The following is a 25,571-nucleotide window of genomic DNA, read 5'->3' on the forward strand; positions in this document are numbered from 1 at the left end:
TTCTTCACGAGACCTTCACAGGGGGGCTTTTCCATGCGCGGAGGACACATAGCCGTGGTCGCGGCCGCAGGCGCGCTGACCATGCTGGCCACGGTCCCGGCCCACGCCGCCGAGTACTCGTCGGCGCTGAAGATCAAGGGCGTCCAGTACGACGCCCCCGGCAGGGACTCCAACAGCTGCGCCACCGGCAACACCGACGAGGAGTATCTGACGATCAAGAACTACTCGCGGACCGCGACGGTGAACCTCAAGGGGTACGTCGTCAGGGACTCCACCAGCACCAACAAGTTCACGTTCACGAAGAACCACACGCTCCAGCCCGGGGACTACGTGAAGCTGCGCGGCGGCCGCGGTACCGACTCCGACGCGAACAACGTCGTCTACCGCAACAACTGCAACTTCATCTGGAACAACGACAAGGACACGATCTACCTCTACAAGCCCTCGGGGGCGCACGCCGACACCCACGCGTACACCAAGAGCGCCAACGACCGGGACGGCAACGGGTACATCACGTACCACGGCTGAGCAGGTCGCGTCCGCTCACGACGGCCAGCGCGGCGGTCAGTGCGACCAGGGCCGCCGCCTGGGTCAGGACACCCACGCGCAACGCGCCGGGCAGGACGTCGAGCCACGGGTAGACCGCGGTGATCCGGACCGCCAGGAGGAGCAGACCCAGCGCCGCGAGAGCCGCGGCCTCTTCGGCGGGGACGCGGTTCTCGCCCCGCGCGCGGTACAGCAGCCAGACGAGGGCCGTCACGAGGTAGCACGTCACGAGCGCCCAGACGGTGTCGACCCCGCCGGGCAGTGCCACCACGGAGCCGCCCATCAGCACGCAGCAGGCGGCGAAGACCAGGCCGGGCGCGCTCATGGGAAGAGCCGCCGGGGGCGCGTCGCGGTGATGGGCCGCACAGAGCGCCAGCGCCGTCGAACAGGCCAGCACGGCGGCCGCGACGACATAGGCGGAGTCCGAGGGGGCGAAGTCGCGAGCCCAGAGATCGACCAGCGGCAACAGCGTCGGCAGGGCCGCCACGAGCGCGGACGTCTGGGCGAGGCGGCGGTGGTCGCGCAGGAGGGCGAAGTAGGCGACCGTCCACAGCAACGGCAGGAACCACTGGGCGGCCGCGACGGCGCCGGCCCACACGCCGTGACCGGTGAAGCCGTCCGTGAACATGTCCCATTGGCTCCCGCCACGGGTCGACGCCCAGGTCAGTCCCAGCACCCGGTCGACCACGGCGGACGCCGCCTGCAGCAGCACGGCGAAGAGCGCGAAGAGGCGGACGGCCGAGCCGAGCACGGCGTAGCGGCGGGGCACGCCGCCCGCGCCGAGCCTGCTGCGCACGGCCAGCGCGACGATGCTCGCCACCTCGCCGAGGGTGGGCCGGCTCTGGTCCTGGGTCTCCTGGTCGACGTCCCAGAGGTAGGTCTCGACCATTTCCTCCTCGCGCTCGCGCCGGTAGTAGGCGGGCAGCAGCCGCAGGACGGAGCGGTAACGGGCCTCGAGCAACGTCGTCATGCCAGACCTCCGGCGAGTCCGTGGCCCGGGGCGGGCGCGCCGGTCGTTCCAGGAGCACTTCCGGGGGTACGCCGCCCGTCGGCGATGCGCTTCTTCGCTGCGCTGGCTCCGGCGGCCAACCGCTCCGCCTCGGCGTCCAGGGCCGCGGTGCCCTCGTCCGTGAGGCGGTAGTAGCGCCGGAGCCGGCCCTGCTGCACCTCCTCGCGGTCCAGCACGATCAGTTCGTCGGCGGTGAGCCGGTCCAGTACGCCGTAGAGGGTGCCGACGCGCATCTGTACGGCCCCTTCGGACAGTTCCTCGACCTCGCGCAGGATGCCGTAGCCGTGCCGCGGCTGATCGGCGAGGGCGGTCAGAACGAAGAACGCCGCCTGTGTCATGTTCCTCGGTGCCATGAAACAAGAATATATCGGCTCCCGATATATTCAGCGAGCCGAAACGCACGATCGGGTGGGAACGGCGAACAGGGCCCGCCTCAATGCGGATGGTGGGCGGGCCCTGTTCGGGAGGTCATTTTGGCGTGCGGGGTCCCGAACGGGGCACGAGTGAAGCGCGGCCGCTCTGTGCGGAACGTGTGCGCCCCGTGTGCGCGGGGCAGATCATGGGTCGGCGGGCACCGCACACCGGACGTGTCCGCCTGCCGGACCCCGCCTGGTCCGTACGGGTCGGCGGCGACGATACTTGGCCCCGGCACGCACCACTCCTTCTCACAGATGGACTCATGTCAAGCACTCCCACGGCACCTTCCACCGTCTGGCTGGCCCGCGGCCGCCATCTCGGATCCGACGCGGCCGACGTCCTGCGCCACACCCTGGAGCGACTGAAGGAGAGCGCGACCCTCGACGACTTCCAGGAGCCGTCCAGGACCGGGGACGACCCGGACCGCGTCTTCGAGGCCCGCTGGCGGGTCGCCGACGAGGTGACCGTCAGGGCCCGGCTCTCGCTCTCCCCCGTGTCGAGCGGCGGACAGGACTGGGTGCTGGCGGCCGAGGCGGAGCAACCGTGGGATCTGCGCTGGCCGTCGCCCGCGACCATGTTCTGGCCCGACAGCGCGGACGTCTTCTGGGACCGTGACGCCGCCACAGGGCTGCGCCTGAGGGACCTGAGCGTGCTGCCCGAGGAGGACAAGGACGTACGGCGACTGCTCCGGCAGGCCGTGCGGGGCAGCTGGGCCGTGCATGTCGTCGTCCACGAGGCCATGACCACCGACCAGCGCGGCCGCCGCCCGCTGGCGGACATGGTCCCGCCCGGTCTGCGCCACCGCGTGGTCGAGCACCGGGCGCAGCCGCACCAGCTGCGGGTCCTGAACTGGGCCGTGAAGGACTTCGGCGTGGAGGTGCCGCGCGGCGGTGCCGTGGTGCTGCCCGGGACGCCGGTGCCGCCCGGCTACGACGGCCAGGACTTCTCCGTACGCAGTGTGTTCCTCGACGGTTCTGAGCCCACCGAGCTCATCGCGACCGTGACGCGCTACGCCATGATGCCCAAGCCGCTGCCGGACGACGCCTGGGCGGCGGTGACCTCTCTGCGGGAGCAGTGGCAGCTGCTGACGCTGCAGGAGGAACTCGCACGCGAGCGCGCGCTCGTGACGATGTACGCCGATGCGCTGGAGGCCATGACGAAGTCCCGGGACCTGTACCGGGAGGCCGCCGAGCGGGCGAACGAGGCGCTGGCGATCTACCGCGAGAACGCCCCGGCACCGGAGCCCCGTGCGGATCCGGAGGCCACCTCGCCGTTGCAGCAGCTCTCCCGGACGTTCGGGCGCTGGAAGGGCACCTTGAAGCCCGCGGCCCGCGACGAGGACTCGGACCAGCAGATCAGCTGAACAGGCAGATCAGCTGAACAGCGGGAAGCGGTCCGCGTCCGCTCCGAGGGCCAGGCGTTCGGGGTCCGTGAGCGGTGTGCGTCCGGTGGCGGCGCGGGCGTAGTGCTCGTCACTTCAGTCGAGCGGAACGGGCCGGCCGAGGAGACCGTCGAGGGTGGCGCGCACCGCGGCCAGGCCGGCCGGGGACGGTCCGACGGCCTCCGGCAGGTCGGTGACGAGGTCGAGGTGGTGGATGGTGGCCTCGACGGCGAGGGTGAGCACGAGGTCCCCGGCCGTCAGCACATGGCCCTGCGTGGCGACCCGCAGATCCGGCCGGGCGTCCGCGGCGGCGTTCACGGCGGCCGCGGTGGTCTCCAGGTACAGGTCGCGCAACTGGCGGAAGTCGAGGAACATGCTGGCGCTCACCCGGTTCCAGCGCCGTCCGTTCGCCGCGCCGGCGGGGTCCGGCGCCCAGTCCCGCCAATAGGTCACGGCGTCCCGGTCGGGCGGTCCCGCCGCGGGCGTGTGCAGGGCGACCAGGGCCCGCTGGGCGTCCCCGGCACAGTGGAAGACCAGGTCGCGCACCGCCCAGCCCGCGCAGCCGGTGGGCCGCCAGGACTCCTCGTCCCCGAGGGGGCGTACGACGACCGCGAAGGCCTCGTAGGCGGCGCGCAAGACGTCTGCGTTCATGGCGCCAGCCTAGGCGGGGCTCTTTTCCCGGGGTGACGGGAGGTGTCGGTGGGCCCGCTGTGGATACGCGGTGGGGACAGCACCTCGGCCCGTCCGGAAGGTCACCGTCATCATGAGCGGCGAGAACAGCGACAACGCCACCTGCTCGGAGACGACGCTCACGGTCAACGGGAAACCCCACACCCTCCTCGTGGACCACCGGCGCGTCCTGCTCGACGTCCTGCGCGAGGATCTGGACCTGTGGGGTGCCAGGAAGGGTTGTGACCACGGTCAGTGCGGGGCCTGCACGGTCCTGGTGGACGGGCGCCGGGTCAACAGCTGTCTGCTGCTCGCGGTCGCCCTGGACGGGAGCGAGGTCCGGACCGTCGAGGGTCTCGGCGGCGACGGGGAGCAACTGCACCCCCTGCAACAGGCCTTCCTCGACCGCGACGCCTTCCAGTGCGGCTACTGCACCCCCGGCCAGCTCTGCTCGGCGCTCGGCATGCTCGACGAGGCCGCGGCGGGCCACCCCTCGCGCGTCACCGGCGAGACGCCGGCCGGCCGCCCCGTACCGCTGGACCGGGACGAGATCCGCGAGCGCCTCAGCGGCAACCTGTGCCGCTGCGGCGCCTATCCACGCATCGTCGACGCGGTCGAGGACGTGATCCGGTGAAGACCTTCGACTACGTACGGGCCACCAGCCCCGAAGAGGCGGCCGAGCTCGTCGCCGCCCGTCCCGGCGCCCGCTACCTCGGCGGCGGCACCAACCTGGTCGACCTGATGAAGCTCGGCGTCGAACGGCCGGAGACGCTCGTCGACGTCAGCCGCCTCCCCCTGGACGAGGTTCAGGAGCTCCCGGACGGCTCGCTGCGCGTCGGCGCCACGGTCCGCAACAGCGACCTGGCCGCCCATCCGGCCGTCCGCGCCCGCTACCCCGCCCTCACCCAGGCCCTGCTCGCGGGCGCCTCGGGGCAGCTGCGCAACGCGGCCACCACGGGCGGCAACCTGCTCCAGCGCACCCGCTGCCCCTACTTCCAGGACGTCTCCAAACCCTGCAACAAGCGGGCGCCGGGCAGTGGTTGCGGCGCACGTGAGGGCGTGCACCGGGACCACGCGGTGCTCGGGCACTCCCCGCACTGCATCGCCACCCACCCCTCTGACATGGCCGTCGCGCTCGCCGCGCTGGACGCCCGCGTCGAGTTGTACGGCACCGAGGGCGCCCGGAGCGTGCCCGTGGCCGCATTCCACCGCCTGCCGGGGGAACATCCCGAGCGGGACACCGAGATCCTCCCCGGCGAACTCGTCACCGGCGTGCTGCTTCCGGCGGCCTCGGCCGGGCTGCCGTCCGCCTATCGCAAGGCCAGGGACCGGGCCTCGTACGCCTTCGCCCTCGCCTCGGTGGCCGCCGTGCTGCGGGTGACGGACGGGGTGGTCGACCAGGCCGGGATCGCCTTCGGCGCGCTGGCGCACCGGCCGTGGCGGGCGCGGCGGGCCGAGCAGGCGCTGGTGGGCGCCGCGCCCACGGCGGCCGCGTTCGAGCACGCCGTCGACCTGGAACTCTCCGCCGCCGAGCCGTTGCGGGACAACGCCTACAAGCTGCCCCTGGCGCGCTCGCTCGCCCTGGACGTCCTGACCCGGCTCACCGCCGCCGCCCGGACCTGAGGAGGACGCCGTGGACGCCACGACCGCCCCTGCTTCCGCCACCGCTCTGGGCGCTCCGGTCGAGCGCCGCGAGGGCCGGGAGAAGGTCACCGGCACCGCCCGCTACGCCGCCGAACAGCCCTGTCCCGGCCGGGCCCACGCCTGGCCCGTGCCCGCCTCGATCGCCCGGGGCCGGGTCACCGGCATCGACACCGCGGCCGCTCTGGCCGTGCCCGGGGTCCTGGCGGTGCTCACCCACCAGAACGCGCCGAGGCTGTCCGAGCCGGAGGACGCCACGCTCGGCGTCCTGCGCGACTCCCGTGTCCCGCACCGCGGTTGGTTCGTCGCCCTGGTGGTGGGCGAGACCCTGGAGGCCGCCCGCGCCGGTGCCGCCGCCGTGCGCGTCGAGTACGCGGTGGAGGACCACGACGTCACCCTCACCGCCACGCATCCGGACGCGTACGCCCCCGAGCAGGCCAACGGCGGATACCCGGGAAACCGTGAACACGGCGACCCCGAGGGCGTGTTCGCGACCGCCGAGGTCCGGGTCGACGTCGACTACCGGGTGCCTCCGCTGCACAACCACCCGATGGAACCGCACGCCACGACGGCCGAGTGGCACGACGGCCGGCTCACGCTGTACACCTCCACCCAGGGCTCCACGGCCGTACGCACCGTCCTGGCCGGCCTGTTCGGCCTCCCGGAGGAACACGTCACCGTTCTCGCCGAGCACGTGGGCGGCGGTTTCGGGTCCAAGGGCACACCCCGTCCGGACGTGGTGCTCGCCGCGATGGCGGCCCGGCACACCGGACGGCCGGTCACCCTGGCGCTCCCCCGCCGCTTTCTGCCCGCCGTCGTCGGCCACCGGGCCCCGACCCTGCACCGACTGCGCCTCGGGGCCCACCCCGACGGACGGCTCACCTCCTTGATCCACGAGGTCACCACCCACACCTCGCGGATCAAGGAGTTCGTGGAGCAGGCCGCCGTACCCGCACGCGTGATGTACGCCGCCGCCGACTCCCGAACGGCGCACCGCGTGGCACCGCTCGACGTGCCCACCCCGTCCTGGATGCGGGCCCCCGGCGAGGCTCCCGGCATGTACGCCCTGGAGTCGGCCATGGACGAACTGGCGACCGAACTCGGCATGGACCCGGTGGAGTTGAGGATCGTCAACGAGCCGGGCACCGAGCCGGACAGCGGCAAGCCCTTCAGCAGCAGGCACCTGGTCGAGTGTCTGCGCGAGGGCGCCCGGCGCTTCGACTGGGCCGAGCGGGACCCACGGCCGTGCTCCCGCACCGAGGGCCCACTGCTGGTGGGGTCGGGGGTCGCGGCCGCCATGTATCCCGTTCTGGTGCAGCCGTCCACGGCGGCGGCACGGGCCCTGCCCGACGGGACCTTCCTGGTACGGATCAACGCCACCGACATCGGCACGGGCGCCCGGACCGTGCTCACGCAGATCGCCGCGGACGCGCTCGCCGTACCGGTGGCCCGCGTGCGGACCGAGGTGGGCAGCAGCGACCTGCCCGCCGCGTCGCTGGCAGGCGGCTCGTCAGGCACCGCCTCCTGGGGCTGGGCGGTGCACGAGGCGTGCACCCGGCTCGCGGATCGCCTCGCCGAAGGGCCGCTGCCTGCCGAGGGGATCGACGTCCGTGCCGACACGGCCGGCCGGGCTGACGCCGACAGCCCCTTCGCCCGGCACGCCTTCGGCGCCCACTTCGCGGAGGTCACCGTCGACACGGTCACCGGCGAGACCCGGGTCCGACGGCTGCTGGGGGTGTATGCCGCCGGGCACATTCTCAACTCCCGTACCGCCCGCTCCCAGTTCGTCGGCGGCATGACCATGGGGCTCGGCATGGCGCTGACCGAGGGCAGCACACTGGACGCCGCGTTCGGTGACTTCGCCGAGTCCGATCTGGCCGCGTACCACGTGCCCACGCACGCGGACGTGCCGGACATCGAGGCGCACTGGATCGACGAGGACGACTCCCGCCTCAACCCGATGGGCAGCAAGGGCATCGGGGAGATCGGCATCGTGGGGACGGCGGCCGCGATCGGCAACGCCGTCTTCCACGCCACCGGCGTGCGCCTGCGCGAGCTGCCTCTCACGCCGGACCGCGTGCTGAGCGGTATCCGGGAGAGGGGCGGCTCTTCAGCGAGCTAGGGCGCCAGCGGAGCGTCGGCGGCCTCACCACGGACCGGCTCCGCCGTTCGCCGCTCCGTGAGGACGCCGTTCGGCGGTGTCGGCGACGCGAGGTGCACCACCAACGCGGTCAGCGCGGACAGGGACGCGCACGCGGCCACCGTCCCCGCGAGCCAGGCCGGCGCGAGCGGCAACTCCAGGGCCCGGGCGAGCCCGTCGGAGCGGAACCGCCCGTCGAGCAACTGGCCCGCGGCCACTCCGGCCGGCACGACGACCGCGAGGACCAGGACCGGAAGGGTGGGCCGGATCATCAGCACGGCGAGCAGGACGCACAGGACCGACACCCCGAGCGCGAATCCGTACACCTGCAGGGACGCCCCGTACTGCTGCACGGGGAAGCACAGGACACCGCAGACCAGCAGCGCCAGGGCGGCGATCCTGCCCGGCCACGCCGGTGCCTTTCGGGGCCACCTCGGGGCTGGGGGATGCGGTGGCGGGGCCGGGAACACGCTCAAACCCGGCATCCAGGGCAGCTCCGGTACGGGCCGTCCCTCCCCGTCGTACGCCTCGTACGACGGCTGCGGGGGCGGCGGGGGCCTTTCCGTCGCCAGCCGTCCGATGAGCTCGACGAGTTCCTCCACGGGCCGGCCGGTCGCCGCCGCGCGCACCGCCTCCTGACCGCAGTGGGGCTGCAGTTCGGACCGGTTCAGCAGGGCCACCAGTCGGGTCACCTCCTCCACCGGACGGGACTCGGCGGCGGCCCGGATCGCCTCGTCGGCGCTGCCCGGGTCCCGTGGTGGCCGGGTCAGCAGGGCGACGAGCCGGGTGACGTCCTCCACGGACCGGTCGACGCCGACGGCGCGCAGGGCCGCACCGGTGGCCTGCGCGTACTGGGGCGACTCTTCCAGCAGGGTGATGAGATGGACGACGTCCTCCAGGGGACGGTCGGCCACGGCGGCACGCACCAGGTCGCCGACGGGATCGCCGTACGAGCCGTCCATCGGTATGGCGGAATCGTTCGGGTGAGCTGCTGACGGGCCGGTGGTCATGCTCTGCTCCAGACAAAGAGTGCGGTCGCTCCTACGCGCCCCCGTCGTGCGAGCGCGACGTTGAGATGACCCATTCGTAAGCGGGTACACGACGCCGTGCCACTCGGATGAGCCATGGGTGTGAGTGCCGACCTTCGGTGAGCCTTAGCGGGGCCGGATGCGGGAATCCGTCAGACAGCGCGCCGCATGGCGCCCGGAGGAGGAGGTCGGCCCGTGGATTCGACCACAGCACTGATCGTCGTCGTCGCGGTGCTCGCAGCGCTGGCGCTGGCGGTGGCCGTGGGACTGCTGGTGCGACTCGTGAGAACCCGGCGCGGTCTGCGACGGGCGGGGCTCCCCACCGGGCCCCGCTGGGTCTTCTGGGGCGCCCTGTTGTACTTCGTCCTGCCCACCGATCTGGTGCCGGACCCGGTGTACCTCGACGACATCGGTGTCCTGCTGCTCGCCCTGCGCACCCTGCGCGGCTCCCCCGCCGACCGGGCGGCGCTGCGGCTCGACGGACGGGACCGGGAGACATCCCGCCGACCGTGATTACGCAGTGTAAGGAAACCAATCACTCGTTCGATTCGTATAAGTCTCTGGAAGCCGAAGGAAGTCGGCTGACCTGACGGCGTCGTGGGGAGAGGCCGTCGGTGAGAGGCAGTACCGGCGAGGGAGAGACGATGCAACCGTTCGCGCTCAACTACGCACGTCCGGCAGCGACGTTGGAGGCGACCACTCCGTACGTCTACGACTCCGGGCTGCAGTTGAACGTGCTCATGGACGGCCGGGTCGCGGCCCGCGACCACGCGCTGATGAGGGAACTGGGGACCACCACCTCCACGGCGGGCTCCAAGACTCACTTCGACGACTGAACACAGGTCGCCGACCGATGACCGTGTTGATTCTTACCTGCGAAGAGGACGTGACGGCCGACATGGTCGTCGTACACCTCAACGCCACGGGGGTACCGGTGGTCCGGCTCGACCCGGCCGACCTGACCGACGGTGTCGCACTGTCCGGGGAGTACGTGCACGGCACCTTCCGCGGCCACCTGTCGGCCGGCGGCCGCCTGGTGGGCATCTCCGGGCTGCGCTCGATCTGGGTGCGCCGCCCGGGCACCCCCGCGGCGCGGGCGGCCGCGCCCTCCGAGTGGCTGACCGAGGAGTCCGCCCAGGCGCTGTACGGCATGCTCCGGGGCAGTGACGCCCACTGGATGAACCACCCCGACGCGGCCCGCCGGGCCCGTCACAAGCCCTGGCAGCTACGGCTCGCCCAGCGCTGCGGACTGCCCGTCCCGGCCACGATCGTGACGACGTTCCCGCAGGCCGCCCGGGAGTTCGCCGAGCGCTATCCCGACCTGGTGGTCAAGTCGGTCTCCGGCGCGCACCCGCAGGACCCGCCGAGGGCGGTGCCGACCAGCCGGGTCGCACCGGACGCCGACTTCTCGGCTGTCGCGTTCGGCCCCACGCTGCTGCAACGGCGGGTCGCCAAACGGGCCGACATACGCCTGACCGTGGTGGGCGAGACCATGCTGGCCGCCCGGAAGCTCACCGGCGACGATGACGAGGTGGACGTCCGTTTCGCCCCGGCCACCTCCTCCTGGCAACCCGTCGATGTCCCGCCGCGGGTGGCCGCCGCCGTCCGGGACTATCTCCGGGCGGCCGAACTGGCTTACGGCGCCTTCGACTTCGCCGAGGACGGGGACGGGACCTGGTGGTTTCTGGAGTGCAATCAGTCGGGACAGTTCGGCTTCGTCGAGGTGGAGACGGGCCAGCCGATCGCGCGCAGCATCGCCGAGTGGCTGGCCAGGCCCGGTCCGGACCCGCGCTCCCGTGCCAACGGGGCGAACACCACGGTGTCCTGAGTTCGGGTCAGTAGGGCCGCGGGGCGGCGGGCGGAAGGGCCGGCACCCATCCCTGACCGGGCGAGGCCGGCCGCTCGGGGACGGGCGGGGGCATGAGGGACTGCAGCGGCCGCATGACGTACTCCAGTTCCCTGCGTACGCGCTCGGCCTCCCTGCGGGTGAGAGCGGGGACGTCGCCGCGCTCGGCGACGAGTCGGTCGTAGATGGGGGAATCCTGGAACACCCGTCAACGCGCCTTTCGTTTTCGCGGGCCCACGCGCATGGGCACGGTTGACGAGTCTAGGCGCCTCCACGCACCGGCGTACGAATTCCGGTGTCGGGCTTGACGGCTCGCGGGCGGTCATGCGCCGGTGGTGGACCCCGGGCGGACGATCATCAGGACGGTCACGGTTGCCCACAGAAGGTTGAAGATGCCGGTGAACATGGCCAGTTGGACGGTGCTGCGGCGTTCGACGCTTCCCTGTCCGGTCAGTTCCTCGAGCAGTTCGCCCTGCCGGGGCAGGACGAAGGCGGCAAGGACTCCGGCGGCCGCGGCGGTCAGCGCCATGGACGTGGTCAGCCATGCGTCGCCCAGGACGCCCATCGCGGCTCCGGTGGCGATGCCGAGGACGGGGACCGCGATGCCGATGCCGGCGTAGACCCGGCAGATGCGGTGCAGCAGCCGTACCGTGCCGACCCCGGCCTCCTCCGCGTGGGCCCGGCGGGCCGCCGGTGGGAACATGCCGGCCGCGACGGTCACCGGCCCCACGGCGACGATGGCGACGAGGACGTGCAGGGTCAGCAGGAACTTGGTCATGGGGTGGCGTGTCCTTCTCCGGTGCGGTCGGCGGTGCCCGCTCACCCTAGGAATGCGCCGGGTGATCACACAGGGGCTGAAACGACAGGTTCCAACGAATTCCCGCCAACGCCTCCGACAGCGGATTCCCATCCGATCCTGTGCTCGTGGCGCTGGCGGGAATCCGCTTATCGTGGCGGTCATGCACTCCGTGGTGATCCTGGTTCTCGACGATGTGGTGCCGTTCGACATGGCGGCACCCATGCAGGTGTTCGACTGGACACGGCTTCCCGACGGCCGCCCCGCCTATCGCGTCCGGCTGTGCGCCGAGTCGCCGGAGGTCCGCGCGGACGGCGGTTTCACCCTGCGGGTCGAGCACGGACTCGACGCCCTCGCGGAGGCGGACACGGTCATCGTGCCGGGCTGCTCCCCCACCGCCGGGCCGCCCTCCCCGCGCGCACTGGCGGCACTGCGCAAGGCCGCGGCGGCCGGCACCCGGATCGCGTCCGTGTGCGTGGGCGCGTTCGTGCTGGCGGAGGCCGGGCTCCTGGACGGGCTGCGCGCCACCACGCACTGGGTGGCCGCGGACGAGCTGGCGCGGCGCTTCCCCGCCGTCGAGGTCCAGCCGGACGTGCTGTACGTCGACAACGGTCAGATCCTGACCTCCGCGGGTGCTGCGGCGGCCCTCGACATGTGTCTGCACATGATCCGCCGGGACCTGGGCTCGGCGGTCGCCGCGCACGCCGCCCGGATGTCGGTGATGCCCCTCGAACGAGAGGGCGGGCAGGCTCAGTTCATCGTGTACGACCACCCGCCGGTGCCCCGGGGGTCGACGCTGGAGCCGGTCCTGGAGTGGGTCGAGGACAACCTCGCCCACGAGATCACCCTGGGGGCGATGGCCGCCCGTTCGGGAATGAGCGAGCGCACCTTCAGCCGCCGATTCCGCGAACAGACGGGCAGCACACCTCTGCAGTGGCTGCTGCGGGCCAGGGTGCGGCGCGCCCAGTACCTGCTGGAGAACACCGGCCACCCGGTCGAACGGATCGCGCGGCAGGCGGGGTTCGGCTCCCCCACGGCGTTCAGGGAACGCTTCCGCCGGGTCGTCGGCACCACTCCGCAGGCGTACCGTGCGGCCTTTCACGCGAAAGAGGCCGTTCCGGCGGGGGCGCGCTCCTGACCGCCCGCCGGTCCGGCCCGGTGTCACCCGGCCAATGGCAGGCTGTTCTCGCCGTCCGGGTCCGCACATCCGGCGGCCGGCAACAGGGCGTCGGCCCTGGCGACCGCTTCACGGACGTCGGTGGTGCCCATCATGACGCACAGTGTGTAACTGACGTCCTCCAGCTCACGAGCCGCCGCCGGTCTCTCCCTCTCCGCCTGAGCGATCCTCAATGACGCATACCGGGTCAGCAGGGTCCTGACGGCTTTCGGGTCCGGAACGAGCACGAAGCGCCCCTCTCTCGAATTTTTCGCTGCGTATGCCCCATCTGCACCGGCTCAATCCCATCCGGTGCCGCCCGGCACGCGATTGGCGCAATACCGTGCGGTCGGACCCGCTTCCCCAAGCGCCGCAAACCGTTGAACAAGGGGCATCCCTCGCACATGAACGGTATACGCCCATGAACCGCTCTGCATGCCTCCTCAGCGCCCTCTACCTCGCGACGAGCACCGGACTGGCCTGGACCGCCGTCCTCGCGCTGCGTCACGACCCCCCGTGGGCCGTATGCCTGTTCGCCGCCGCGAGCCTGGTCCCGGTCATCGCGATCGTGCGGGAGAGCGTGATCTGCGACCAACGGCGTGCCCTGGCCGAAATCGGGAGGCGGGCGGCGGGTCCCGGTGCGGGGGCCGCCGACGACATCGTCCGTGCCGAGCTCGACACCGCGTGCTGTGAACGCTGGTGGACGAGCTGCGGCACCGACCACGACTCGGCGTGCCCCCGCCGGGTGCCCCGGAGCAGCGCTGCGTGACGCCCGGCAGGCGGGCCGGACTCAGGCAACCTGTCCGGCGTATGGTGCGGGGCATCGGACCGTCCAGGCCCGACCGGAGATTCGTCGGCGTGAGGAAACCCGCCCCCACATTCCCGGACCACGCACACGATGCGCGCCGCCGGGTCGTAGGGCGAAAGCGGGCGACCAGGGTGCCCAACACCGTTCGGGACACCCGGCTGAGCACGAATTCTGGCAACAGGACTCACTCCCGCTCGGCCTTTGGGAACGGTAGTTGACCAGCAGGATGAACAGGATGACGCCCGTGCTGGTCCAGAGCCGGGAGATCGGCTGGTGCTGGACGACGGTGTCGATGATGGACGCCGTGATCAGGGGCAGCAGCCACACCGGGCTGTGCTTGACGGTGAACACCGTGGCGGCCGCGGCCAGTCGGCGGCGGTCGGCGCGGAACAGGTAGGCGAGTGTGCGTATCGGGTGTTCGCCCCGGTAGCGGTGGTCGAGCGGTTTCTCCAGCGACGAGGCCATCGTCGGCGGTCCTCCCAGGTTGCCGATGCGAGGGCAAGCGCTGTCTCCTCCTCGTCGGCAAGCGATACACCAGGTGGTGGAGAGGACTCCTACTCGTCCAGAGTGCGGGCGAGTTCCGTGGTGGCGTGGGCGATCGCGGTGTCCTCGTCGGCCATCAGCCGACTGAGGACGCCGCTCTTGGCGCGGACGGCCTGACGGGCCTGGCGCTCCCACACCACGGGGTTCTCCCGGTGGTTGAGCAGCTTGGGGTAGACGGCCGCCGTGCTCTCCCACTGGCGGGCGCCGGCGATGCTCCGCAGCAGCTGGATGACCTCCGCCCGGCAGGTCACCTGGGGCAGTTGGGCGAGTTCCCAGAGGAAGGGGACCGTGGCGGCGGTGGCCTGCTCCACGACGAAGCCGTACTGGCAGATGCGCTTGCGCAGGTCGCCGAGTGCGGCACTGGCGGTGTCGGGGTCACCCCAGGCCACGCTGTTGAGGAGCAGGGGGATGGCCGCGGCGCAGCCGGTGGAGTCCTGGATCTCGGCCCAGGGGACCCGGCTCAGCGCCGCGAGAGGCGTGGTCGGCGCCACCCCTTTCGGGGGCACGGGGCGGCTGGTGCGCTCGTTGCTCGGCTGGTCCGGAGCGGTGCGCATGGCGTGAGACCTTTCCACGGCAGTCATGTCAGGGAGGAGGGGCGGTCGACAGCTTGGCCCAGACGGACTTGCCGGCCGGGGGCCGCGAGGTCCAGCCCCACTCCTGAGCCAGGGCGTCGACGATGTAGAGGCCACGGCCGTGCTCCCGCAGGGCGGTGATGTCGGCGGGCGTGTACGCGGGCGGCTCGTCACCGGGGTCGGAGACGGTCACCAGCAGATGGGCGGGGTCCAGGGACAACCCCAGCCACACCTCGGCCGCACCGCCCGCCGCGGTCCGGGGCACCGCGTGCGCCACGGCGTTGGCCGCGAGTTCGGTGATCACGAGGGTGGCGTCGTCGCTGCGGTGGTCGAGGGACCAGCAGCTCAGCGTCTCGCGGGTGAAGGCGCGGGCCCGGGCGAAACCCTCCCTGCTGCAACTGAGGAGCAGCGCGGCGGTGTCGAGGGGGCCCGGGCGCCGCTGCGCGTCGGCGGGGCCTGGACGCCGCACGGGCTCACCGGCCGGGCCCGCATCACCCGCCTCCGGCACAGCCTGGCTCGGCGGCCGGATCGCGTGATTCGCAGGTGACGACACGGCATCTCCTTGATGCGACGTCAAGACGGGGCGCAACCGCAGGGGTTGACGCTGGAGCTATTATCCACGCTGAAGGCGTCCGCGTGCAATTGCACGAGAAATTGCGCGAAGATTGGGTGGGGCCACGGAGGTTCGCAGTTGTGCACCCCTGTCCCACCCCGCACGGCCGGGCACGGCGCCCGGCGAAGAACGTGAACAGCAAGGAGACTGCAGTGCCACCAGTGCAGAACGGAGTGCGGGCGAGTTCGCTCGACGCCCGCTGGGTCAAGAGCCGGCACAGCAACGCCGAGGGCAACTGCGTCGAAGTGGCCACCCTCGTCGGCGGCGGCGTCGCGCTGCGCAACTCCCGTGATCCCGACGGCCCCGCGCTGGTCTACACACCGGCCGAGGTCGCGGCGTTCCTCGCCGGCGCGAAGGACGGTGAGTTCGACCACCTCCTGTGAGGTGCGGGCCCGAGGTGCCGGTGGCCCCAACTCCCGTGCCGCCACCGGCACCTACGGAATGATGCGGAACGGCCACACTGCGTGCGATAGTGTGAGTCGTCTCTGTGCCGGTTTACTGGGAGTCAGGATGTCTGCCGCGTCCCATCGCACCTCCCGCCTGGAACCGTATCTGGACCGGTCCGAGCCGGCTCCCACCCTGCTGAAGATGCTGGTCGGCGTCCAGTTGGCGGGATTCCGCGAGGATGCCGGGCTCGCCCAGGACCAGGCGGCACGGGCTCTCGGGTTCAGCCCGGCGAAGCTGTCCCGTATCGAGTCGGGCAAGGGCCGCAAGCCCCCGTCGGAGAGCGACGTGCGCGCCCTCCTCCAGCTGTACGGCACCGAGGACTACGAAGCCTCCGTGCTGCTCAAGCTGTTGCAGCGGGCCGGTGAGCCGGGCTGGTGGCAGCGGTACGACAAGCGGCTGATGCCCGAGTGGTTCGACCGGCTGGTCGGGCTGCAGGAGGCCGCCGCGGCCATCCGTACCTTCGAGATCCAGTACGTCCCCGGCCTGCTGCAGACCCCTGACTACACGCGGGCGGTGGTGGAACGCGGGCTGCCGACCGCGGCGGCCGGCGAGGTCGCGCGACGCGTCGAACTGCGCACGCGGCGTGCGCAGCTGCTGCATCGCGCGGACCCTCCGCAGCTGTGGGCGGTGATCGACGAGTCGGTGCTGCTGCGTGTGCTGGGCAGCCGGGAGGTCATGCGGGCGCAGCTGGCGCACCTCGTCGACATGGCCCAGCGCCCCCATGTGACGGTGCAGGTCGTCCCCTTGGACGTGACCAACGCGTCCGCCCCGGCCATCCCGATCACGTACCTCCGCTTCGGGGGCCTCGATCTGCCGGACGTCGTCTACCTGGAGCACATCAAGAGCGCGAACTTCCTGGAGGACCGGGACGAGACGGAGGAGTACCGGCTCGCCCTCGACCGGCTGGCGGACGACGCGCTCGAACCCCGTGATTCGCTGCGGCTGTTGCGGCAGACGATGGAGCAGCGTTACGGCGGCTGAGAACCGCCGCGGGCCCACGTTCTCTCAGTGGTCACGGCCGAACAGGCCTGCCCGGAGGAAGGGTTCGCCGAAGCAGGAGGAGTCGGAAGATCCGGCGCAGGGACGGGGCCGAGTAGGCGAGACCGCCGTCGAGTCGGCCCTGGCGATACATCTCCACGTCCGGCAAAGCCGATCGCATGGCCCCGTCGGCGAAGCGGACGAGGCCAGCGGCCACCGGGTGCGAGGTGCCGTTCCAAAGTGCCAGGTAGCTGACGCGATGGTGCGGCGGCAGATGGTGGAAGCAGCCGGAGTCGTAGATCAGGTCGTAGGGGCAGCCAAGTCCGGTGCCCGGCAGTGCGAAGGCATCGCCGCACACGAAGCGGACGTCGGCCGTCGTCTCGTGCGCACGCTCCCTGGCGACGGCGTCGACCTCGAAGCCGAGGTGCAGCGCGTTGCGGCCCGGCCCGCAGCCCAGGTCGAGGGCGCGGACCGGGGTGATGAGGCCTCGGTCGAGGTACGACCCCAGCTTCTCGTCCGGCCTCGGTCGAGGTACGACCCCAGCTTCTCGTCCGGCCTCGGTCGAGGTACGACCCCAGCTTCTTGTCCGGCTTCGGCACGAAGGAGGGAACGGGCTTGGAGCGGTCCGCGTAAGACCGTGCAGGAGTGGGCCCGGATCGGGCTGTTGCCGAACACGAGTACACCCGGCGCAGGACGTGCCCGCTCGTACCAGGGACGCTCGGGTCCGGGTCAGACGAGTCGGGCGACGCCGCCGAACTCGATCCACTCGTGGGTGAGCTGGCGGGGGGCCACGTCGGAGTCGGGGCGCCAGGTGGAGACCTCCACGAGGCCCGGTTCGATGATCTCCAGTCCCTCGAACCACTCGGCGACGTCCTTCTCCTCACGCACCCGGCCCCAGTGCCCCTGGGTCGCCTGGTCCATGAAGTCGGTGACGAAGTCCCGGACTTCGGGGTCCCCGCTGACCAGCTGGCACATCACCATGAAGCTGCCGGGCGCGAGCCGCTCGCGGACCCGGCAGGCCAGCGCGGCCGGCCCGTCCGTCTCGCTGTCGGGGATGCAGTGCATGACGGAGTTGAACAACACGGCGACGGGCTGCGAGAAGTCGATCAGCCGCTGGGTGTCCTCGTGGTCGAAGATCGCATCGGTCTCCCGCATGTCCGCGTGGATGACGGTGGTGCGCTCGTCCTGCTCGAGCAGCGCCCGGCCGTGGACGAGGACCATCGGGTCGTTGTCGACGTAGACCACGTGCGTGGTGGGGTCGATGCGCTGGGCCACCTGGTGGACGTTGTCCTGGGTGGGCAGGCCGGAGCCGTGGTCCAGGTACTGCCGGATGCCGTAGTCCGTCGAGAGGGTCCGCACCACCCGCTGGAGGAAACGCCGGTTGTTCACGGCGAGCCTGCGGGTGCTGGGGACGACCTTGTCGAGCGCCTCGCAGGCCGCCCGGTCGGCCGCGTAGTTGTCCTTGCCGCCCAGGTAGTGGTCGTACATGCGCGCGGCCGTGGGTACGGAGGCGTCGATCTCCGTGGACAGCTTCTTACCGGTGCTCATCTTTCCCCCAGCTTGTGCCGCCAACTGGCCCGGCAGGACAGGGAGTCCATCCTAGAGACACCACGATCGCCGGTGCCAGTCCGCACGCGCGCCGGGCCACGGAAGAGCGACGTGGCGGACGCGGCGGAAGGCACCGGCGGGGCCGGGCGGGCGAGGGTCAGGCGGTGTCCAGCTCCGCGAGTTCGTCCGCGCCGAGCACGAGATCGGTGGCGGCGAGGGAGTCGCGGATGGTCTCGGGGCGGCTGGCGCCCGGGATCGGCACGACCACCGGCGACTTGGCGAGCATCCAGGCCAGGCAGACCCGCTGCGGGCTCACTCCGTACTTCTCGGCGATCCGGGCGAACGGGGCGTGCGCCGACCCCAGTTCACCCGCGCGGGAGATGCCGCCCAGGGGGCTCCAGGGGAGGAAGGCGATGCCCAGTTCGTCGCACAGCAGCAGTTCCGGTTCGCTGGAGCGGAAGGCCGGGGAGAACTGGTTCTGCACGGAGACCAGTCGGCCGCCGAGGATCTCGTTGGCCAGCCGGATCTGGTCGGGGTTCGCGTTGGAGATGCCCGCGTTGAGGATCTTGCCCTCGTCGAGGAGGTCGCGCACGGCGCCGACGGACTCCTCGTAGGGGACCCGGGGGTCGGGGCGGTGGAACTGGTAGAGCCCGATCGCCTCCACACCCAGTCGGCTGAGCGAGGCCTCGCAGGCCTCCTTCAGATGCCGGGGGCTGCCGTCGAGCGTCCAACTGCCGTCCCCGGGGCGCAGATGCCCGCCCTTCGTGGCGACGAGGACGTCACCGCCGAGGTCGTGGGAGGCGAGGGCCTTGGCGATCAGGGTCTCGTTGTGGCCGACCTCGTCGGCGTCCCGGTGGTAGGCGTCGGCGGTGTCGATCAGGGTCACGCCCGCGTCGAGCGCGGCGTGGATGGTGGCGATGGAGCGTTCCTCGTCCGGCCGTCCCTCGATGGACATGGGCATGGCGCCCAGGCCGATCGAGCTCACTTCGACATCACCGATGCGGCGGGTGTGCATGACCTTGGACCTCTTTCGCCTGTCACGCGGATCTGGGCTCTCATCAGCCTGGCCGCCGCACACGCCGAAGGTCCAATAGAAGAATGAGAACGCATTCAGCGACGGGACTGCTGAATCCCGGACCGTGCCGTTCCCGAGCCGACCGGGTGGCGAGACGCGGTTGCGTGTCCGCCATGTGCGTGTGGCACGCTCACCTCGACCGGCGGATGATCCAGTCCGGTCGTCGTGAGGTTCCGCAGTACGGCGAGAGGCGGCGGCATGCGTATCGGACTGCTCGGCACCGGTCCCTGGGCCAGGATGGCCCACGCCCCCGCGCTCGGCGCGCATCCGGAGCTGGACTTCGCCGGGGTGTGGGGCCGTCGCACGGAGGCCGCCGAGGAGCTGGCCGCCGAGTACGGCACGCGCGCTTACGCCGATGTCGACGCGCTGCTCGCCGACGTGGACGCCGTGGCGGTCGCCCTGCCGCCCGCCGTGCAGGCCGAACTCGCGGTGCGGGCCGCGCGGGCGGGGTGCCATCTGCTGCTGGACAAGCCCCTGGCGACGACGGTCGAGCTGGGGCGGGCGGTGGTCGAGGCCGTCCGCGAGAGCAAGGTCGCCTCGGTGGTCTTCTTCACCTCGCGCTTCCTCACCGAGACCGAGGCGTGGATCGGTGAACAGGTGGGCGTGGACGGCTGGTTCACTGCGCGGGCGGAATGGCTGGGGTCGGTGTTCACCGAAAACAGCCCCTTCGCCGACTCACCGTGGCGGCAGGAGAAGGGCGCCCTGTGGGACGTGGGTCCCCATGCTCTGTCGGTGCTGCTGCCGGTACTGGGCGAGGTGCGTGAGGTGGCGGCGGCCGCGCACGGTCCCGGGGACACCGTCCATCTGGTTCTGAGGCACACCGGGGGCGCGTCGAGCACCTTGACGCTGAGTCTCACGGCTCCGCCGGCGGCCGCGGGAGTCGGCCTCGAACTGCGGGGCGCGGGCGGAGTCGTCCAGCTCCCGGAGTCGTCCGAGGGTGTCGAGGCCGCCGTGCTCCGGGCCGCCGACGGGCTGCTCGCCGCCGCGCGCACCGGGCAGGCACACCCGTGCGACGCCGCGTTCGGTCTGCGGGTCACCGAGATCCTCGTGGCGGCGGAGGCCCTGCTGGACGGCGGTACCGGCGCGCCCACCGCATAGACCGGCCGCTCAGACGCCCGCAGCGCCCCCGTCGAACGGCTCGCCCCTCCACCCGAACCAGGCCCGCTCACCCCACCGAACGACAAAACCGGCGCGCCCACCGCATAGACCGGCCGCTCAGACGCCCGCAGCGCCCCCGTCGAACGGCTCGCCCCTCCACCCGAACCAGGCCCGCTCACCCCGCTGGACGGCGGAAACGGCGCGCCCACCACTTAGACCGGCCGCTCAGATGCCCGCAGCATCCCCGTCGAACGGCTCGTCGCTCCACCGGAACCAAGCCCTGTCACCTTCGATGTGCAGCAGGAACTCGGGCACGGGGCCGCCCGGCGCGTGCAGCGACACACGTCGCCGGACCTCGTCGTAGGCCTCCTCCCACTCCTGCCGTCGCTCCTCGTCGTCCTCCTCCACGAGGGCGAGTTCGCGCGCGAACAGCTCGCGCACACCGGCGAATCCGGGTCCCGCCGTGAAACGGCCCGACAGCCACGGGAAGTCGGCTTCGTCGATCAGGATGTCCCCGACCGGTTCGTCACCGCTGCGTATCTTCCAGACGGCGCCCTCGAACCCCACCACGCCTCCCCGCGCCGAACCGACGATCACCACGCCGACCAGCATGGCACCCGGCACTGACAGCCGGACCGGCTGCCAGTGCCGGACGTGGGCTCAGCCGGCGTGCCGGGGACGGTAGTTCAGGCGTTCCCGTACGACGGGGTAGCCCGCCTTGGCGAAGTTCGCGGCCATGGGGAAGTTCCCCCGGTCCGTCGCGGCGGAGACGAACTCGGCGCCCCGCTCGACCAGATAGTGGGTGCACTCGGCCAGCAGGTCGTAGGCATAGCCGTTCCCCCGGTGTTCCGGCACCACCCCGATGAACCCGATGCAGGGCCCCGACGGATTGTGCGCGGGAATGTGGATCCCGGCCACGTCTCCCTGGGGGGTGTGGGCGATCTGCCACCACTCGCGCGGCGAGGGACACCAGTGGAAGAAGTCGAGTTCCTCCTGGGCGGCCCGGTCGAGTCCGTCCTCCTCGATGGCCTTGAGGGCGTGCGCGTCGAGGGTGGCGGAATGGATGCGCCGCAGCAGGTCGAAGAAGACCGCGTCGTCCGGTTCGGGCCTGAACTCGAGGCGTCCGGGCGGCTCGGGCAGCCCGTGCTCCGGCGTCCACCGGTAGAGGAACCGCTCGACCAGGAGCTCGTATCCGGCCTTCTGTACGGCGGTGAAGCGGGCCTGGGCGGCGGCCCGCAGCTCCGGATCCTCGCGCCAGCCCGCGGGCAGGTTCATCTCGAGCTCGACCTGCCAGGGGGCGGTGCGCAGGAGTTCGGCGCCGGCCTCCTCCTCGCCTTCGGCCACGTCGAACCAGTTGACGTTGAGGGGGGCGGTGTCGTCGGGGCCGCCCCACCAGGCGCCGCGTGCCACGACCTTGCCGTCGCGCAGGGCGACGCGCTTCCAGTCGGGGCGGTGCCGGGTGAGCCGGTGGGACTCACGGGCGCTGAGCGGGTCGGGCAGAGCGTCGAAGAGAGGGGCTTCGCGCTCGTCGAGCGCGCGGATGACCAGGTCGGTCATGGGTGGATTCCTCCGGGATGCGTACTGCGTGGAGCACTCCCGGTCAGACGAGGCACGCCGGGGCGACGGAGAGGGAGCGCTGAATGATGGTGAACTGCACGGCACTCGCCTCCTTCCGCTGGTCTCCGGGCGTGGCGGCTCACGCTACGGGATCTTCGGGACCGGCGTCCATCGGTTTTCGCGGCGCACGTCCGGTCCCCCGGCCTCCGCTTAATCGGTCCTTAAGGCCGGATTAAACGCTGTCCGCTCTGTATGCCGTGGAGCCCGCCGTCCGTACCATCGGGCCTCGTCCACATCGTGAGAGCGCTCTCAATTCTCCGAGGAGACCCCCCACATGACACCTCGTCACCAGCGCCACCTCGGCCGCCGCAAAGTCCTCTTCGCCCTTGGTGGGGTGATGGCGGCCGCACCCGCCGTCGCCGCACTGGCCCCCCACGCCCTCGCCGACGGCAACCGCACCACGGCGGCCGGAGCCCTGCCGCTGACCGTCGTCAACAACACCGGCGCCTTCGACAACGCGAACGTCCACGTCTACATCGTGGGCAACCTGGACGGCAGGCAGGTCCGCGTCACACCGGACGGGACCCTCGCCCCGATCGCCCTGTCCGACAACGGCGCCGACGGCTACACCGACTACGCGATAGGCCTGGCGGGCAGCGGCGGGACCAGCTTGTCCCTCCCCTACCTGTCCGGCCGTATCTACGTGTCCCTGGGCGCGAAGCTGAAGTTCAAGGTCGTCACCGACGGCAACGGCAACCCCGCCCTCCAGTACCCGGCCGGCTGGGTGAGCTCGGACCCCAACTACCCGGTGCTGCACGACTGCGCCGAATTCACGTACAACCCGGCGGGCATGTTCTGCAACACGACCATGGTGGACATGTTCAGCGTGCCGCTGAGCATCCGGCTGACCGGTGCGCGGGACCAGACGACGGGCACCCTGCGCGCCTCCGGGCGGGCCGGTGCCTTCGACGCCGTACGCCGGGCCGAGGAGTTCGCGCCCCTCGTGGTGGACGACACGCGGGTCATCGCGCCGGGTCACGGTCTGGACGCCGGCCTGTTCCCGTCGGACTACCTCGCGCCGTACATCGACGAGGTGTGGAGCACGTACACGGGCAAGGACCTGACCGTCACCACGAACGCGGGCACCTTCACCGGCCGGGTGCGCGGCGGGCAGCTCATGTTCGAGGGGCCCGCGCAGGTGTCCTTCGCCCGGCCGTCGACACGGGACGTGCTCTTCTGCGACGGCACGCTCGCCGCTCCCAACGACGGCACGACAGGGCCGGTCGCCGCGGTGCTCGGTGCCGGGTTCAACCGGTCGACGCTGGTGAGCACCCCCACCCAGCCGACCACCGACCCCGCCTCCTTCTACCGGACCGCTCTGACCAACCACTACGCCAAGGCCATGCACGCGGCCACGGAGGACGGAAAGGCGTACGGCTTCGCCTTCGACGACGTGGCCGAATTCGCCTCGTACGTCCAGGACACGGCGCCGACGGGGATCCGGCTGACGCTCACGCCCTTCTAGAGGTCGGTTCGGGGTGCGGGGCCGGTCGGGTCGTAGCAGCGTAGGGGTGTGAGCGGAGCGCGCGACCGGGACCGGCGGAGCTGGCTGCGGGGCGCGCCGCCGCCGGGGTGGGTGCGGGTACTGCCCGCGGTACTGCTGGCGGGTGTGTGCGTGGCGACCCTCGTCAGCCCCGGTCCGCTCGACATCGGGTTCCTGCTGGGCGCCATCCCGCCGCTGGCCGTGCTGTCGTACGGGCCGGCGGCGACCGCGGTGCTCGGCGTGTCCGTCCTGGTCGTGCTGAACGTGCCGGCCTTCCGGCTGAACGATCCGGGCAGCACGGATGTGCTGACCGTGGGCTTCGTCGCGGCGCTCAGTGTGCTCGTGTCGTTCGTACGGAGTCGGCGGGACGCCCAGCTGGTGACCGAGCGTGCGGTCGCGGAGGCCGCGCAGCGGGCCGTCGTGCCGCCGCTGCCGGGGCGGGTGGGAGGCGTGCGGTGTGCGGGGCTGTACCGGGCCGCGCAGCGCGGGACGCTGGTCGGGGGCGACTTCTTCGACGTCCGGGAGGGGCCCCGCGGGGTGCGGGTGGTCATGGGCGATGTGCAGGGGCACGGGCTGTCGGCCGTCTCGACGGTCGCCTCGCTGCTGGGGGCCTTCCGGGAGGCGGTGCTGGACCGGCCGGATCCCGAGTCGGTGGCCGCGCGGCTGGACCGCAGGCTGGTGGTCGACTCCGGGGTCGTACGGCACTCGGAGCTGTTCGCGACGGCGGTGGTGATGGACTTCGGAGTCGGAGCGCGGACCGTGCGGATCGTGGCGTGCGGGCAGCCCGGCCCGGTTCTGCTGCGTGACGGGCGGGCCGTGGAACTCGACGTCCCGGTGGGCACCCCGCTCGGCCTGGGCCTGTCCGACGCCTCGCCGCCGATCGGGGTCACGGTCCCGCTGCGGCCCGGCGACCGGCTCTTCCTGGCCTCGGACGGGGTCTGGGAGGCGCGGGACGCCGCCGGAGTCTTCTACCCGCTGCTCGACCGGATCACCGGCTTCGCGGGCGACCTCCCGGACCTCGTCGAGGAGGTCTGGGCCGATCTCGTGGGCTACGCCACGGAGCTCCAGGACGACGTCACGATGCTCGTTCTCGCTCCGGGGGATCCGGAGCCCCGCTGACCGCCCCGCCCCCCTCGGTGTCGATGTGCGGCAGCATCCGGTCGAGCCAGTGGGGTGTCCACCAGGCATGCCGTCCCAGCAGGGTCATGACGGCGGGGACCATGAGCAGCCGTACGACGGTCGCGTCGATCAGCACGCTCACCGCGAGGCCCAGTCCGAGCATCTTGACCACGATGTTGTCGCTGACGATGAAGGCCGCGAAGACGCTCACCATGATCAGGGCCGCGCAGGTGATGACCCGGGCGGTGATCTCCAGCGCGTGCGCGACGGAGGCCTTGGCGTTCCCGGTGCGCAGCCAGGCCTCGTGGATCCGGGAGAGCAGGAAGATCTCGTAGTCCATGCTCAGCCCGAAGATGATCGCGAACATCATCATCGGCACATAGCTCTCGATGGGCACCTTGCCGGAGACACCGAGCGCCGGCCCGCCCCAGCCCCACTGGAAGACGGCGACGACGACGCCGTAGGAGGCGGCGATGGACAGGACGTTGAGGACGGCCGCCTTGAGGGCGACGAGCAGCCCGCGGAAGACGGCGAGGATGATCAGGAAGGCGAGGGCGACGACCACACCGATGATCAGCGGCAGCCGGTCGGCGACGATGTCGCGGAAGTCGACCTGGGCCGCGGTCGTGCCGGTGACGTATCCCTTGGCGTCGGTGCCGGTGACCGCGGCGGGCAGGGTGGTGTCGACCAGGCGGTTGGTGAGGTCGGTGGTGGAGGCGCTCTGCGGGGACTGCTTGGAGTAGACGGTGGCGAGCAGGACGTCCCCGTCCTTGGTGGGGGTCAGCTGGGTGACCGTGGCGGCGCCGGACACGCCGCCGAGGGTCTTCTGCGCCTGGGAGGACAGGGACGAGCGCTGGGACGACGGTACGGAGGTCTGGTCGATGACGACGGTGAGGGGGCCGTTGGAGCCGGGGCCGAAGGCGTCGGTCATCCGGTCGTAGGCGCGCCGGTCGGTGAAGGACGTGGGGTCGGCGCCGTCGCCGATGTGACCGAGTTGGAGGGAGAAGACCGGGATGGCGAGGACGACGACGGTTGTCACGC

The 25,571-nt window shown here is 71.6% G+C and carries 30 protein-coding genes and 3 pseudogenes; 16 read left to right on the forward strand and 17 right to left on the reverse strand.

The genetic code is table 11. From position 1 onward, the window contains the following. Positions 1 to 33: 33 nt before the first annotated feature. Complete coding sequence (locus tag OG841_RS04285; protein ID WP_328642706.1) at positions 34 to 528, forward strand: lamin tail domain-containing protein; 495 nt, start codon at positions 34 to 36, stop codon at positions 526 to 528. On the opposite strand, the gene OG841_RS04290 is transcribed toward OG841_RS04285, so the two are convergent. Together OG841_RS04290 and OG841_RS04295 are read right to left on the reverse strand one after the other, a co-directional pair. Continuing rightward, positions 512 to 1,516 carry a hypothetical protein gene (locus OG841_RS04290; RefSeq protein WP_328642705.1) on the reverse strand — a complete coding sequence of 335 codons (1,005 nt, stop codon included), beginning with the start codon at positions 1,514 to 1,516 and terminating at the stop codon, positions 512 to 514. The genes OG841_RS04285 and OG841_RS04290 overlap by 17 nt on opposite strands. Next, entirely contained in the window at positions 1,513 to 1,893 is a 381-nt protein-coding gene (locus tag OG841_RS04295; protein ID WP_328643740.1) for a PadR family transcriptional regulator, read from the reverse strand. The genes OG841_RS04290 and OG841_RS04295 overlap by 4 nt, the downstream gene beginning before the upstream one ends. A gap of 341 nt (positions 1,894 to 2,234) precedes the next feature. On the opposite strand from OG841_RS04295, the gene OG841_RS04300 reads away from it, so the two are divergent. Then, a complete protein-coding gene (locus OG841_RS04300) occupies positions 2,235 to 3,335 on the forward strand; it encodes a hypothetical protein (RefSeq protein WP_328642704.1) in 1,101 nt (366 codons plus the stop codon). Between the two features lie 114 nt (positions 3,336 to 3,449). Here OG841_RS04300 and OG841_RS04305 read toward each other — a convergent pair whose 3' ends face one another. Continuing rightward, positions 3,450 to 4,004, reverse strand: coding sequence for a maleylpyruvate isomerase N-terminal domain-containing protein (locus OG841_RS04305; protein ID WP_371563547.1), 555 nt, complete (start codon positions 4,002 to 4,004; stop codon positions 3,450 to 3,452). A gap of 112 nt (positions 4,005 to 4,116) precedes the next feature. On the opposite strand from OG841_RS04305, the gene OG841_RS04310 reads away from it, so the two are divergent. The 3 genes from OG841_RS04310 to OG841_RS04320 are packed head-to-tail and all read left to right on the forward strand — an operon-like array spanning position 4,117 to position 7,785. Next, on the forward strand, positions 4,117 to 4,656 hold the full coding sequence (locus tag OG841_RS04310) for a (2Fe-2S)-binding protein (RefSeq protein ID WP_328642702.1): 540 nt from the start codon (positions 4,117 to 4,119) through the stop codon (positions 4,654 to 4,656). After that, positions 4,653 to 5,645: an FAD binding domain-containing protein gene (locus OG841_RS04315; RefSeq protein ID WP_328642701.1), complete on the forward strand. Its 993-nt coding sequence runs from the start codon at positions 4,653 to 4,655 to the stop codon at positions 5,643 to 5,645. Before OG841_RS04310 ends, OG841_RS04315 begins: the two co-directional genes overlap by 4 nt. 10 nt (positions 5,646 to 5,655) lie before the next feature. After that, positions 5,656 to 7,785: a xanthine dehydrogenase family protein molybdopterin-binding subunit gene (locus tag OG841_RS04320; protein ID WP_328642700.1), complete on the forward strand. Its 2,130-nt coding sequence runs from the start codon at positions 5,656 to 5,658 to the stop codon at positions 7,783 to 7,785. On the opposite strand, the gene OG841_RS04325 is transcribed toward OG841_RS04320, so the two are convergent. Continuing rightward, the gene (locus OG841_RS04325; RefSeq protein ID WP_328642699.1) at positions 7,782 to 8,813 is read right to left on the reverse strand and encodes a hypothetical protein; all 1,032 of its coding nucleotides are present in this window, start codon (positions 8,811 to 8,813) and stop codon (positions 7,782 to 7,784) included. The genes OG841_RS04320 and OG841_RS04325 overlap by 4 nt on opposite strands. A 213-nt stretch (positions 8,814 to 9,026) precedes the next feature. On the opposite strand from OG841_RS04325, the gene OG841_RS04330 reads away from it, so the two are divergent. The 3 genes from OG841_RS04330 to tgmB all read left to right on the forward strand — a co-directional run bounded on the left by OG841_RS04330 (position 9,027) and on the right by tgmB (position 10,659). Further along, positions 9,027 to 9,344, forward strand: coding sequence for a YkvA family protein (locus OG841_RS04330; protein ID WP_057613089.1), 318 nt, complete (start codon positions 9,027 to 9,029; stop codon positions 9,342 to 9,344). Positions 9,345 to 9,475: 131 nt separating this feature from the next. Further along, entirely contained in the window at positions 9,476 to 9,667 is a 192-nt protein-coding gene (tgmA, locus tag OG841_RS04335; RefSeq protein ID WP_031037338.1) for a putative ATP-grasp-modified RiPP, read from the forward strand. Between the two features lie 17 nt (positions 9,668 to 9,684). Further along, positions 9,685 to 10,659 (forward strand): ATP-grasp ribosomal peptide maturase, encoded by a 975-nt coding sequence (gene tgmB, locus OG841_RS04340; protein ID WP_328642698.1) that lies wholly within the window; start codon positions 9,685 to 9,687, stop codon positions 10,657 to 10,659. A gap of 7 nt (positions 10,660 to 10,666) precedes the next feature. On the opposite strand, the gene OG841_RS04345 is transcribed toward tgmB, so the two are convergent. Both OG841_RS04345 and OG841_RS04350 read right to left on the reverse strand, forming a co-directional pair. Continuing rightward, a complete protein-coding gene (locus OG841_RS04345) occupies positions 10,667 to 10,882 on the reverse strand; it encodes a hypothetical protein (RefSeq protein ID WP_037713967.1) in 216 nt (71 codons plus the stop codon). A 117-nt stretch (positions 10,883 to 10,999) separates the two neighbouring features. Further along, positions 11,000 to 11,455 (reverse strand): hypothetical protein, encoded by a 456-nt coding sequence (locus OG841_RS04350; RefSeq protein ID WP_328642697.1) that lies wholly within the window; start codon positions 11,453 to 11,455, stop codon positions 11,000 to 11,002. 181 nt (positions 11,456 to 11,636) lie between these two features. Here OG841_RS04350 and OG841_RS04355 point away from each other — a divergent pair, with 181 nt between their 5' ends. Next, the gene (locus OG841_RS04355; RefSeq protein ID WP_365120624.1) at positions 11,637 to 12,611 is read left to right on the forward strand and encodes a GlxA family transcriptional regulator; all 975 of its coding nucleotides are present in this window, start codon (positions 11,637 to 11,639) and stop codon (positions 12,609 to 12,611) included. A 23-nt stretch (positions 12,612 to 12,634) separates the two neighbouring features. Here the strand turns inward: OG841_RS04355 and OG841_RS04360 are convergent, their stop codons facing one another. Next, entirely contained in the window at positions 12,635 to 12,877 is a 243-nt protein-coding gene (locus OG841_RS04360) for a DUF5133 domain-containing protein (protein WP_371563556.1), read from the reverse strand. Positions 12,878 to 13,050: 173 nt separating this feature from the next. Here OG841_RS04360 and OG841_RS04365 point away from each other — a divergent pair, with 173 nt between their 5' ends. Beyond that, positions 13,051 to 13,398 carry a hypothetical protein gene (locus OG841_RS04365; protein ID WP_328642695.1) on the forward strand — a complete coding sequence of 116 codons (348 nt, stop codon included), beginning with the start codon at positions 13,051 to 13,053 and terminating at the stop codon, positions 13,396 to 13,398. Positions 13,399 to 13,444: 46 nt separating this feature from the next. Continuing rightward, positions 13,445 to 13,651, forward strand: a pseudogene (locus OG841_RS48610) (IS200/IS605 family accessory protein TnpB-related protein); the annotation flags it as partial. On the opposite strand, the pseudogene OG841_RS04370 reads toward OG841_RS48610, so the two are convergent. The 3 genes and pseudogenes from OG841_RS04370 to OG841_RS04380 all read right to left on the reverse strand — a co-directional run. Continuing rightward, a pseudogene (locus tag OG841_RS04370) lies at positions 13,648 to 13,902 on the reverse strand (ABC transporter ATP-binding protein); the annotation flags it as partial. The pseudogenes OG841_RS48610 and OG841_RS04370 sit on opposite strands and share 4 nt — an antisense overlap. A gap of 89 nt (positions 13,903 to 13,991) precedes the next feature. Next, complete coding sequence (locus tag OG841_RS04375) at positions 13,992 to 14,534, reverse strand: hypothetical protein (protein WP_328642694.1); 543 nt, start codon at positions 14,532 to 14,534, stop codon at positions 13,992 to 13,994. A gap of 28 nt (positions 14,535 to 14,562) precedes the next feature. Next, positions 14,563 to 15,105: an ATP-binding protein gene (locus OG841_RS04380; protein WP_328642693.1), complete on the reverse strand. Its 543-nt coding sequence runs from the start codon at positions 15,103 to 15,105 to the stop codon at positions 14,563 to 14,565. A gap of 212 nt (positions 15,106 to 15,317) precedes the next feature. On the opposite strand from OG841_RS04380, the gene OG841_RS04385 reads away from it, so the two are divergent. Together OG841_RS04385 and OG841_RS04390 are read left to right on the forward strand one after the other, a co-directional pair. Further along, positions 15,318 to 15,548, forward strand: coding sequence for a DUF397 domain-containing protein (locus OG841_RS04385; RefSeq protein ID WP_069759787.1), 231 nt, complete (start codon positions 15,318 to 15,320; stop codon positions 15,546 to 15,548). A 127-nt stretch (positions 15,549 to 15,675) separates the two neighbouring features. Further along, positions 15,676 to 16,593 carry a helix-turn-helix domain-containing protein gene (locus OG841_RS04390; protein WP_328642692.1) on the forward strand — a complete coding sequence of 306 codons (918 nt, stop codon included), beginning with the start codon at positions 15,676 to 15,678 and terminating at the stop codon, positions 16,591 to 16,593. A gap of 31 nt (positions 16,594 to 16,624) precedes the next feature. Here the strand turns inward: OG841_RS04390 and OG841_RS04395 are convergent, their stop codons facing one another. The 4 genes and pseudogenes from OG841_RS04395 to OG841_RS04410 form a co-directional block, all read right to left on the reverse strand. Then, the gene (locus tag OG841_RS04395; RefSeq protein WP_371571051.1) at positions 16,625 to 16,948 is read right to left on the reverse strand and encodes a hypothetical protein; all 324 of its coding nucleotides are present in this window, start codon (positions 16,946 to 16,948) and stop codon (positions 16,625 to 16,627) included. A 75-nt stretch (positions 16,949 to 17,023) separates the two neighbouring features. Next, positions 17,024 to 17,356, reverse strand: a pseudogene (locus tag OG841_RS04400) (hypothetical protein); the annotation flags it as partial. Beyond that, positions 17,320 to 18,138: an SAM-dependent methyltransferase gene (locus OG841_RS04405; RefSeq protein WP_371563563.1), complete on the reverse strand. Its 819-nt coding sequence runs from the start codon at positions 18,136 to 18,138 to the stop codon at positions 17,320 to 17,322. The gene OG841_RS04405 and the pseudogene OG841_RS04400, both read right to left, overlap by 37 nt. 157 nt (positions 18,139 to 18,295) lie before the next feature. Then, entirely contained in the window at positions 18,296 to 19,153 is an 858-nt protein-coding gene (locus tag OG841_RS04410) for an aldo/keto reductase (protein WP_328642690.1), read from the reverse strand. Positions 19,154 to 19,411: 258 nt separating this feature from the next. On the opposite strand from OG841_RS04410, the gene OG841_RS04415 reads away from it, so the two are divergent. Next, positions 19,412 to 20,311, forward strand: a complete 900-nt coding sequence (locus OG841_RS04415; protein ID WP_371563567.1) for a Gfo/Idh/MocA family protein — start codon at positions 19,412 to 19,414, stop codon at positions 20,309 to 20,311. 225 nt (positions 20,312 to 20,536) lie between these two features. On the opposite strand, the gene OG841_RS04420 is transcribed toward OG841_RS04415, so the two are convergent. Beyond that, complete coding sequence (locus OG841_RS04420) at positions 20,537 to 20,878, reverse strand: hypothetical protein (protein ID WP_371570562.1); 342 nt, start codon at positions 20,876 to 20,878, stop codon at positions 20,537 to 20,539. Positions 20,879 to 20,971: 93 nt separating this feature from the next. Next, a complete protein-coding gene (locus tag OG841_RS04425) occupies positions 20,972 to 21,868 on the reverse strand; it encodes a GNAT family N-acetyltransferase (protein ID WP_328642688.1) in 897 nt (298 codons plus the stop codon). A gap of 334 nt (positions 21,869 to 22,202) precedes the next feature. Between OG841_RS04425 and OG841_RS04430 the strand changes: the two genes are divergently transcribed. Both OG841_RS04430 and OG841_RS04435 read left to right on the forward strand, forming a co-directional pair. After that, positions 22,203 to 23,393: a glycoside hydrolase family 64 protein gene (locus OG841_RS04430; RefSeq protein WP_328642687.1), complete on the forward strand. Its 1,191-nt coding sequence runs from the start codon at positions 22,203 to 22,205 to the stop codon at positions 23,391 to 23,393. A 48-nt stretch (positions 23,394 to 23,441) separates the two neighbouring features. Continuing rightward, complete coding sequence (locus tag OG841_RS04435) at positions 23,442 to 24,530, forward strand: PP2C family protein-serine/threonine phosphatase (RefSeq protein ID WP_328642686.1); 1,089 nt, start codon at positions 23,442 to 23,444, stop codon at positions 24,528 to 24,530. On the opposite strand, the gene OG841_RS04440 is transcribed toward OG841_RS04435, so the two are convergent. After that, positions 24,487 to 25,461 (reverse strand): MMPL family transporter, encoded by a 975-nt coding sequence (locus OG841_RS04440; protein WP_371570564.1) that lies wholly within the window; start codon positions 25,459 to 25,461, stop codon positions 24,487 to 24,489. The two genes, OG841_RS04435 and OG841_RS04440, sit on opposite strands and share 44 nt — an antisense overlap. Positions 25,462 to 25,571 lie beyond the last annotated feature (110 nt).

Source organism: Streptomyces canus, from assembly GCF_041435015.1.
Lineage (GTDB): Bacteria > Actinomycetota > Actinomycetes > Streptomycetales > Streptomycetaceae > Streptomyces > Streptomyces canus_G.

Coding starts and splice junctions, on each gene's coding strand:
- OG841_RS04440 (WP_371570564.1), bottom strand. CDS start 25,461: ATGACCGACGCCTTCGGCCCCGGCTCCAACGGCCCCCTCACCGTCGTC.
- OG841_RS04375 (WP_328642694.1), bottom strand. CDS start 14,534: ATGCGCACCGCTCCGGACCAGCCGAGCAACGAGCGCACCAGCCGCCCC.
- OG841_RS04415 (WP_371563567.1), top strand. CDS start 19,412: ATGCGTATCGGACTGCTCGGCACCGGTCCCTGGGCCAGGATGGCCCAC.
- OG841_RS04390 (WP_328642692.1), top strand. CDS start 15,676: ATGTCTGCCGCGTCCCATCGCACCTCCCGCCTGGAACCGTATCTGGAC.
- OG841_RS04290 (WP_328642705.1), bottom strand. CDS start 1,516: ATGACGACGTTGCTCGAGGCCCGTTACCGCTCCGTCCTGCGGCTGCTG.
- OG841_RS04410 (WP_328642690.1), bottom strand. CDS start 19,153: ATGCACACCCGCCGCATCGGTGATGTCGAAGTGAGCTCGATCGGCCTG.
- OG841_RS04405 (WP_371563563.1), bottom strand. CDS start 18,138: ATGAGCACCGGTAAGAAGCTGTCCACGGAGATCGACGCCTCCGTACCC.
- OG841_RS04325 (WP_328642699.1), bottom strand. CDS start 8,813: ATGACCACCGGCCCGTCAGCAGCTCACCCGAACGATTCCGCCATACCG.
- OG841_RS04300 (WP_328642704.1), top strand. CDS start 2,235: ATGTCAAGCACTCCCACGGCACCTTCCACCGTCTGGCTGGCCCGCGGC.
- OG841_RS04285 (WP_328642706.1), top strand. CDS start 34: ATGCGCGGAGGACACATAGCCGTGGTCGCGGCCGCAGGCGCGCTGACC.
- OG841_RS04365 (WP_328642695.1), top strand. CDS start 13,051: ATGAACCGCTCTGCATGCCTCCTCAGCGCCCTCTACCTCGCGACGAGC.
- OG841_RS04305 (WP_371563547.1), bottom strand. CDS start 4,004: ATGAACGCAGACGTCTTGCGCGCCGCCTACGAGGCCTTCGCGGTCGTC.
- OG841_RS04295 (WP_328643740.1), bottom strand. CDS start 1,893: ATGACACAGGCGGCGTTCTTCGTTCTGACCGCCCTCGCCGATCAGCCG.
- OG841_RS04355 (WP_365120624.1), top strand. CDS start 11,637: ATGCACTCCGTGGTGATCCTGGTTCTCGACGATGTGGTGCCGTTCGAC.
- OG841_RS04430 (WP_328642687.1), top strand. CDS start 22,203: ATGACACCTCGTCACCAGCGCCACCTCGGCCGCCGCAAAGTCCTCTTC.
- OG841_RS04425 (WP_328642688.1), bottom strand. CDS start 21,868: ATGACCGACCTGGTCATCCGCGCGCTCGACGAGCGCGAAGCCCCTCTC.
- tgmA (WP_031037338.1), top strand. CDS start 9,476: ATGCAACCGTTCGCGCTCAACTACGCACGTCCGGCAGCGACGTTGGAG.
- OG841_RS04310 (WP_328642702.1), top strand. CDS start 4,117: ATGAGCGGCGAGAACAGCGACAACGCCACCTGCTCGGAGACGACGCTC.
- tgmB (WP_328642698.1), top strand. CDS start 9,685: ATGACCGTGTTGATTCTTACCTGCGAAGAGGACGTGACGGCCGACATG.
- OG841_RS04350 (WP_328642697.1), bottom strand. CDS start 11,455: ATGACCAAGTTCCTGCTGACCCTGCACGTCCTCGTCGCCATCGTCGCC.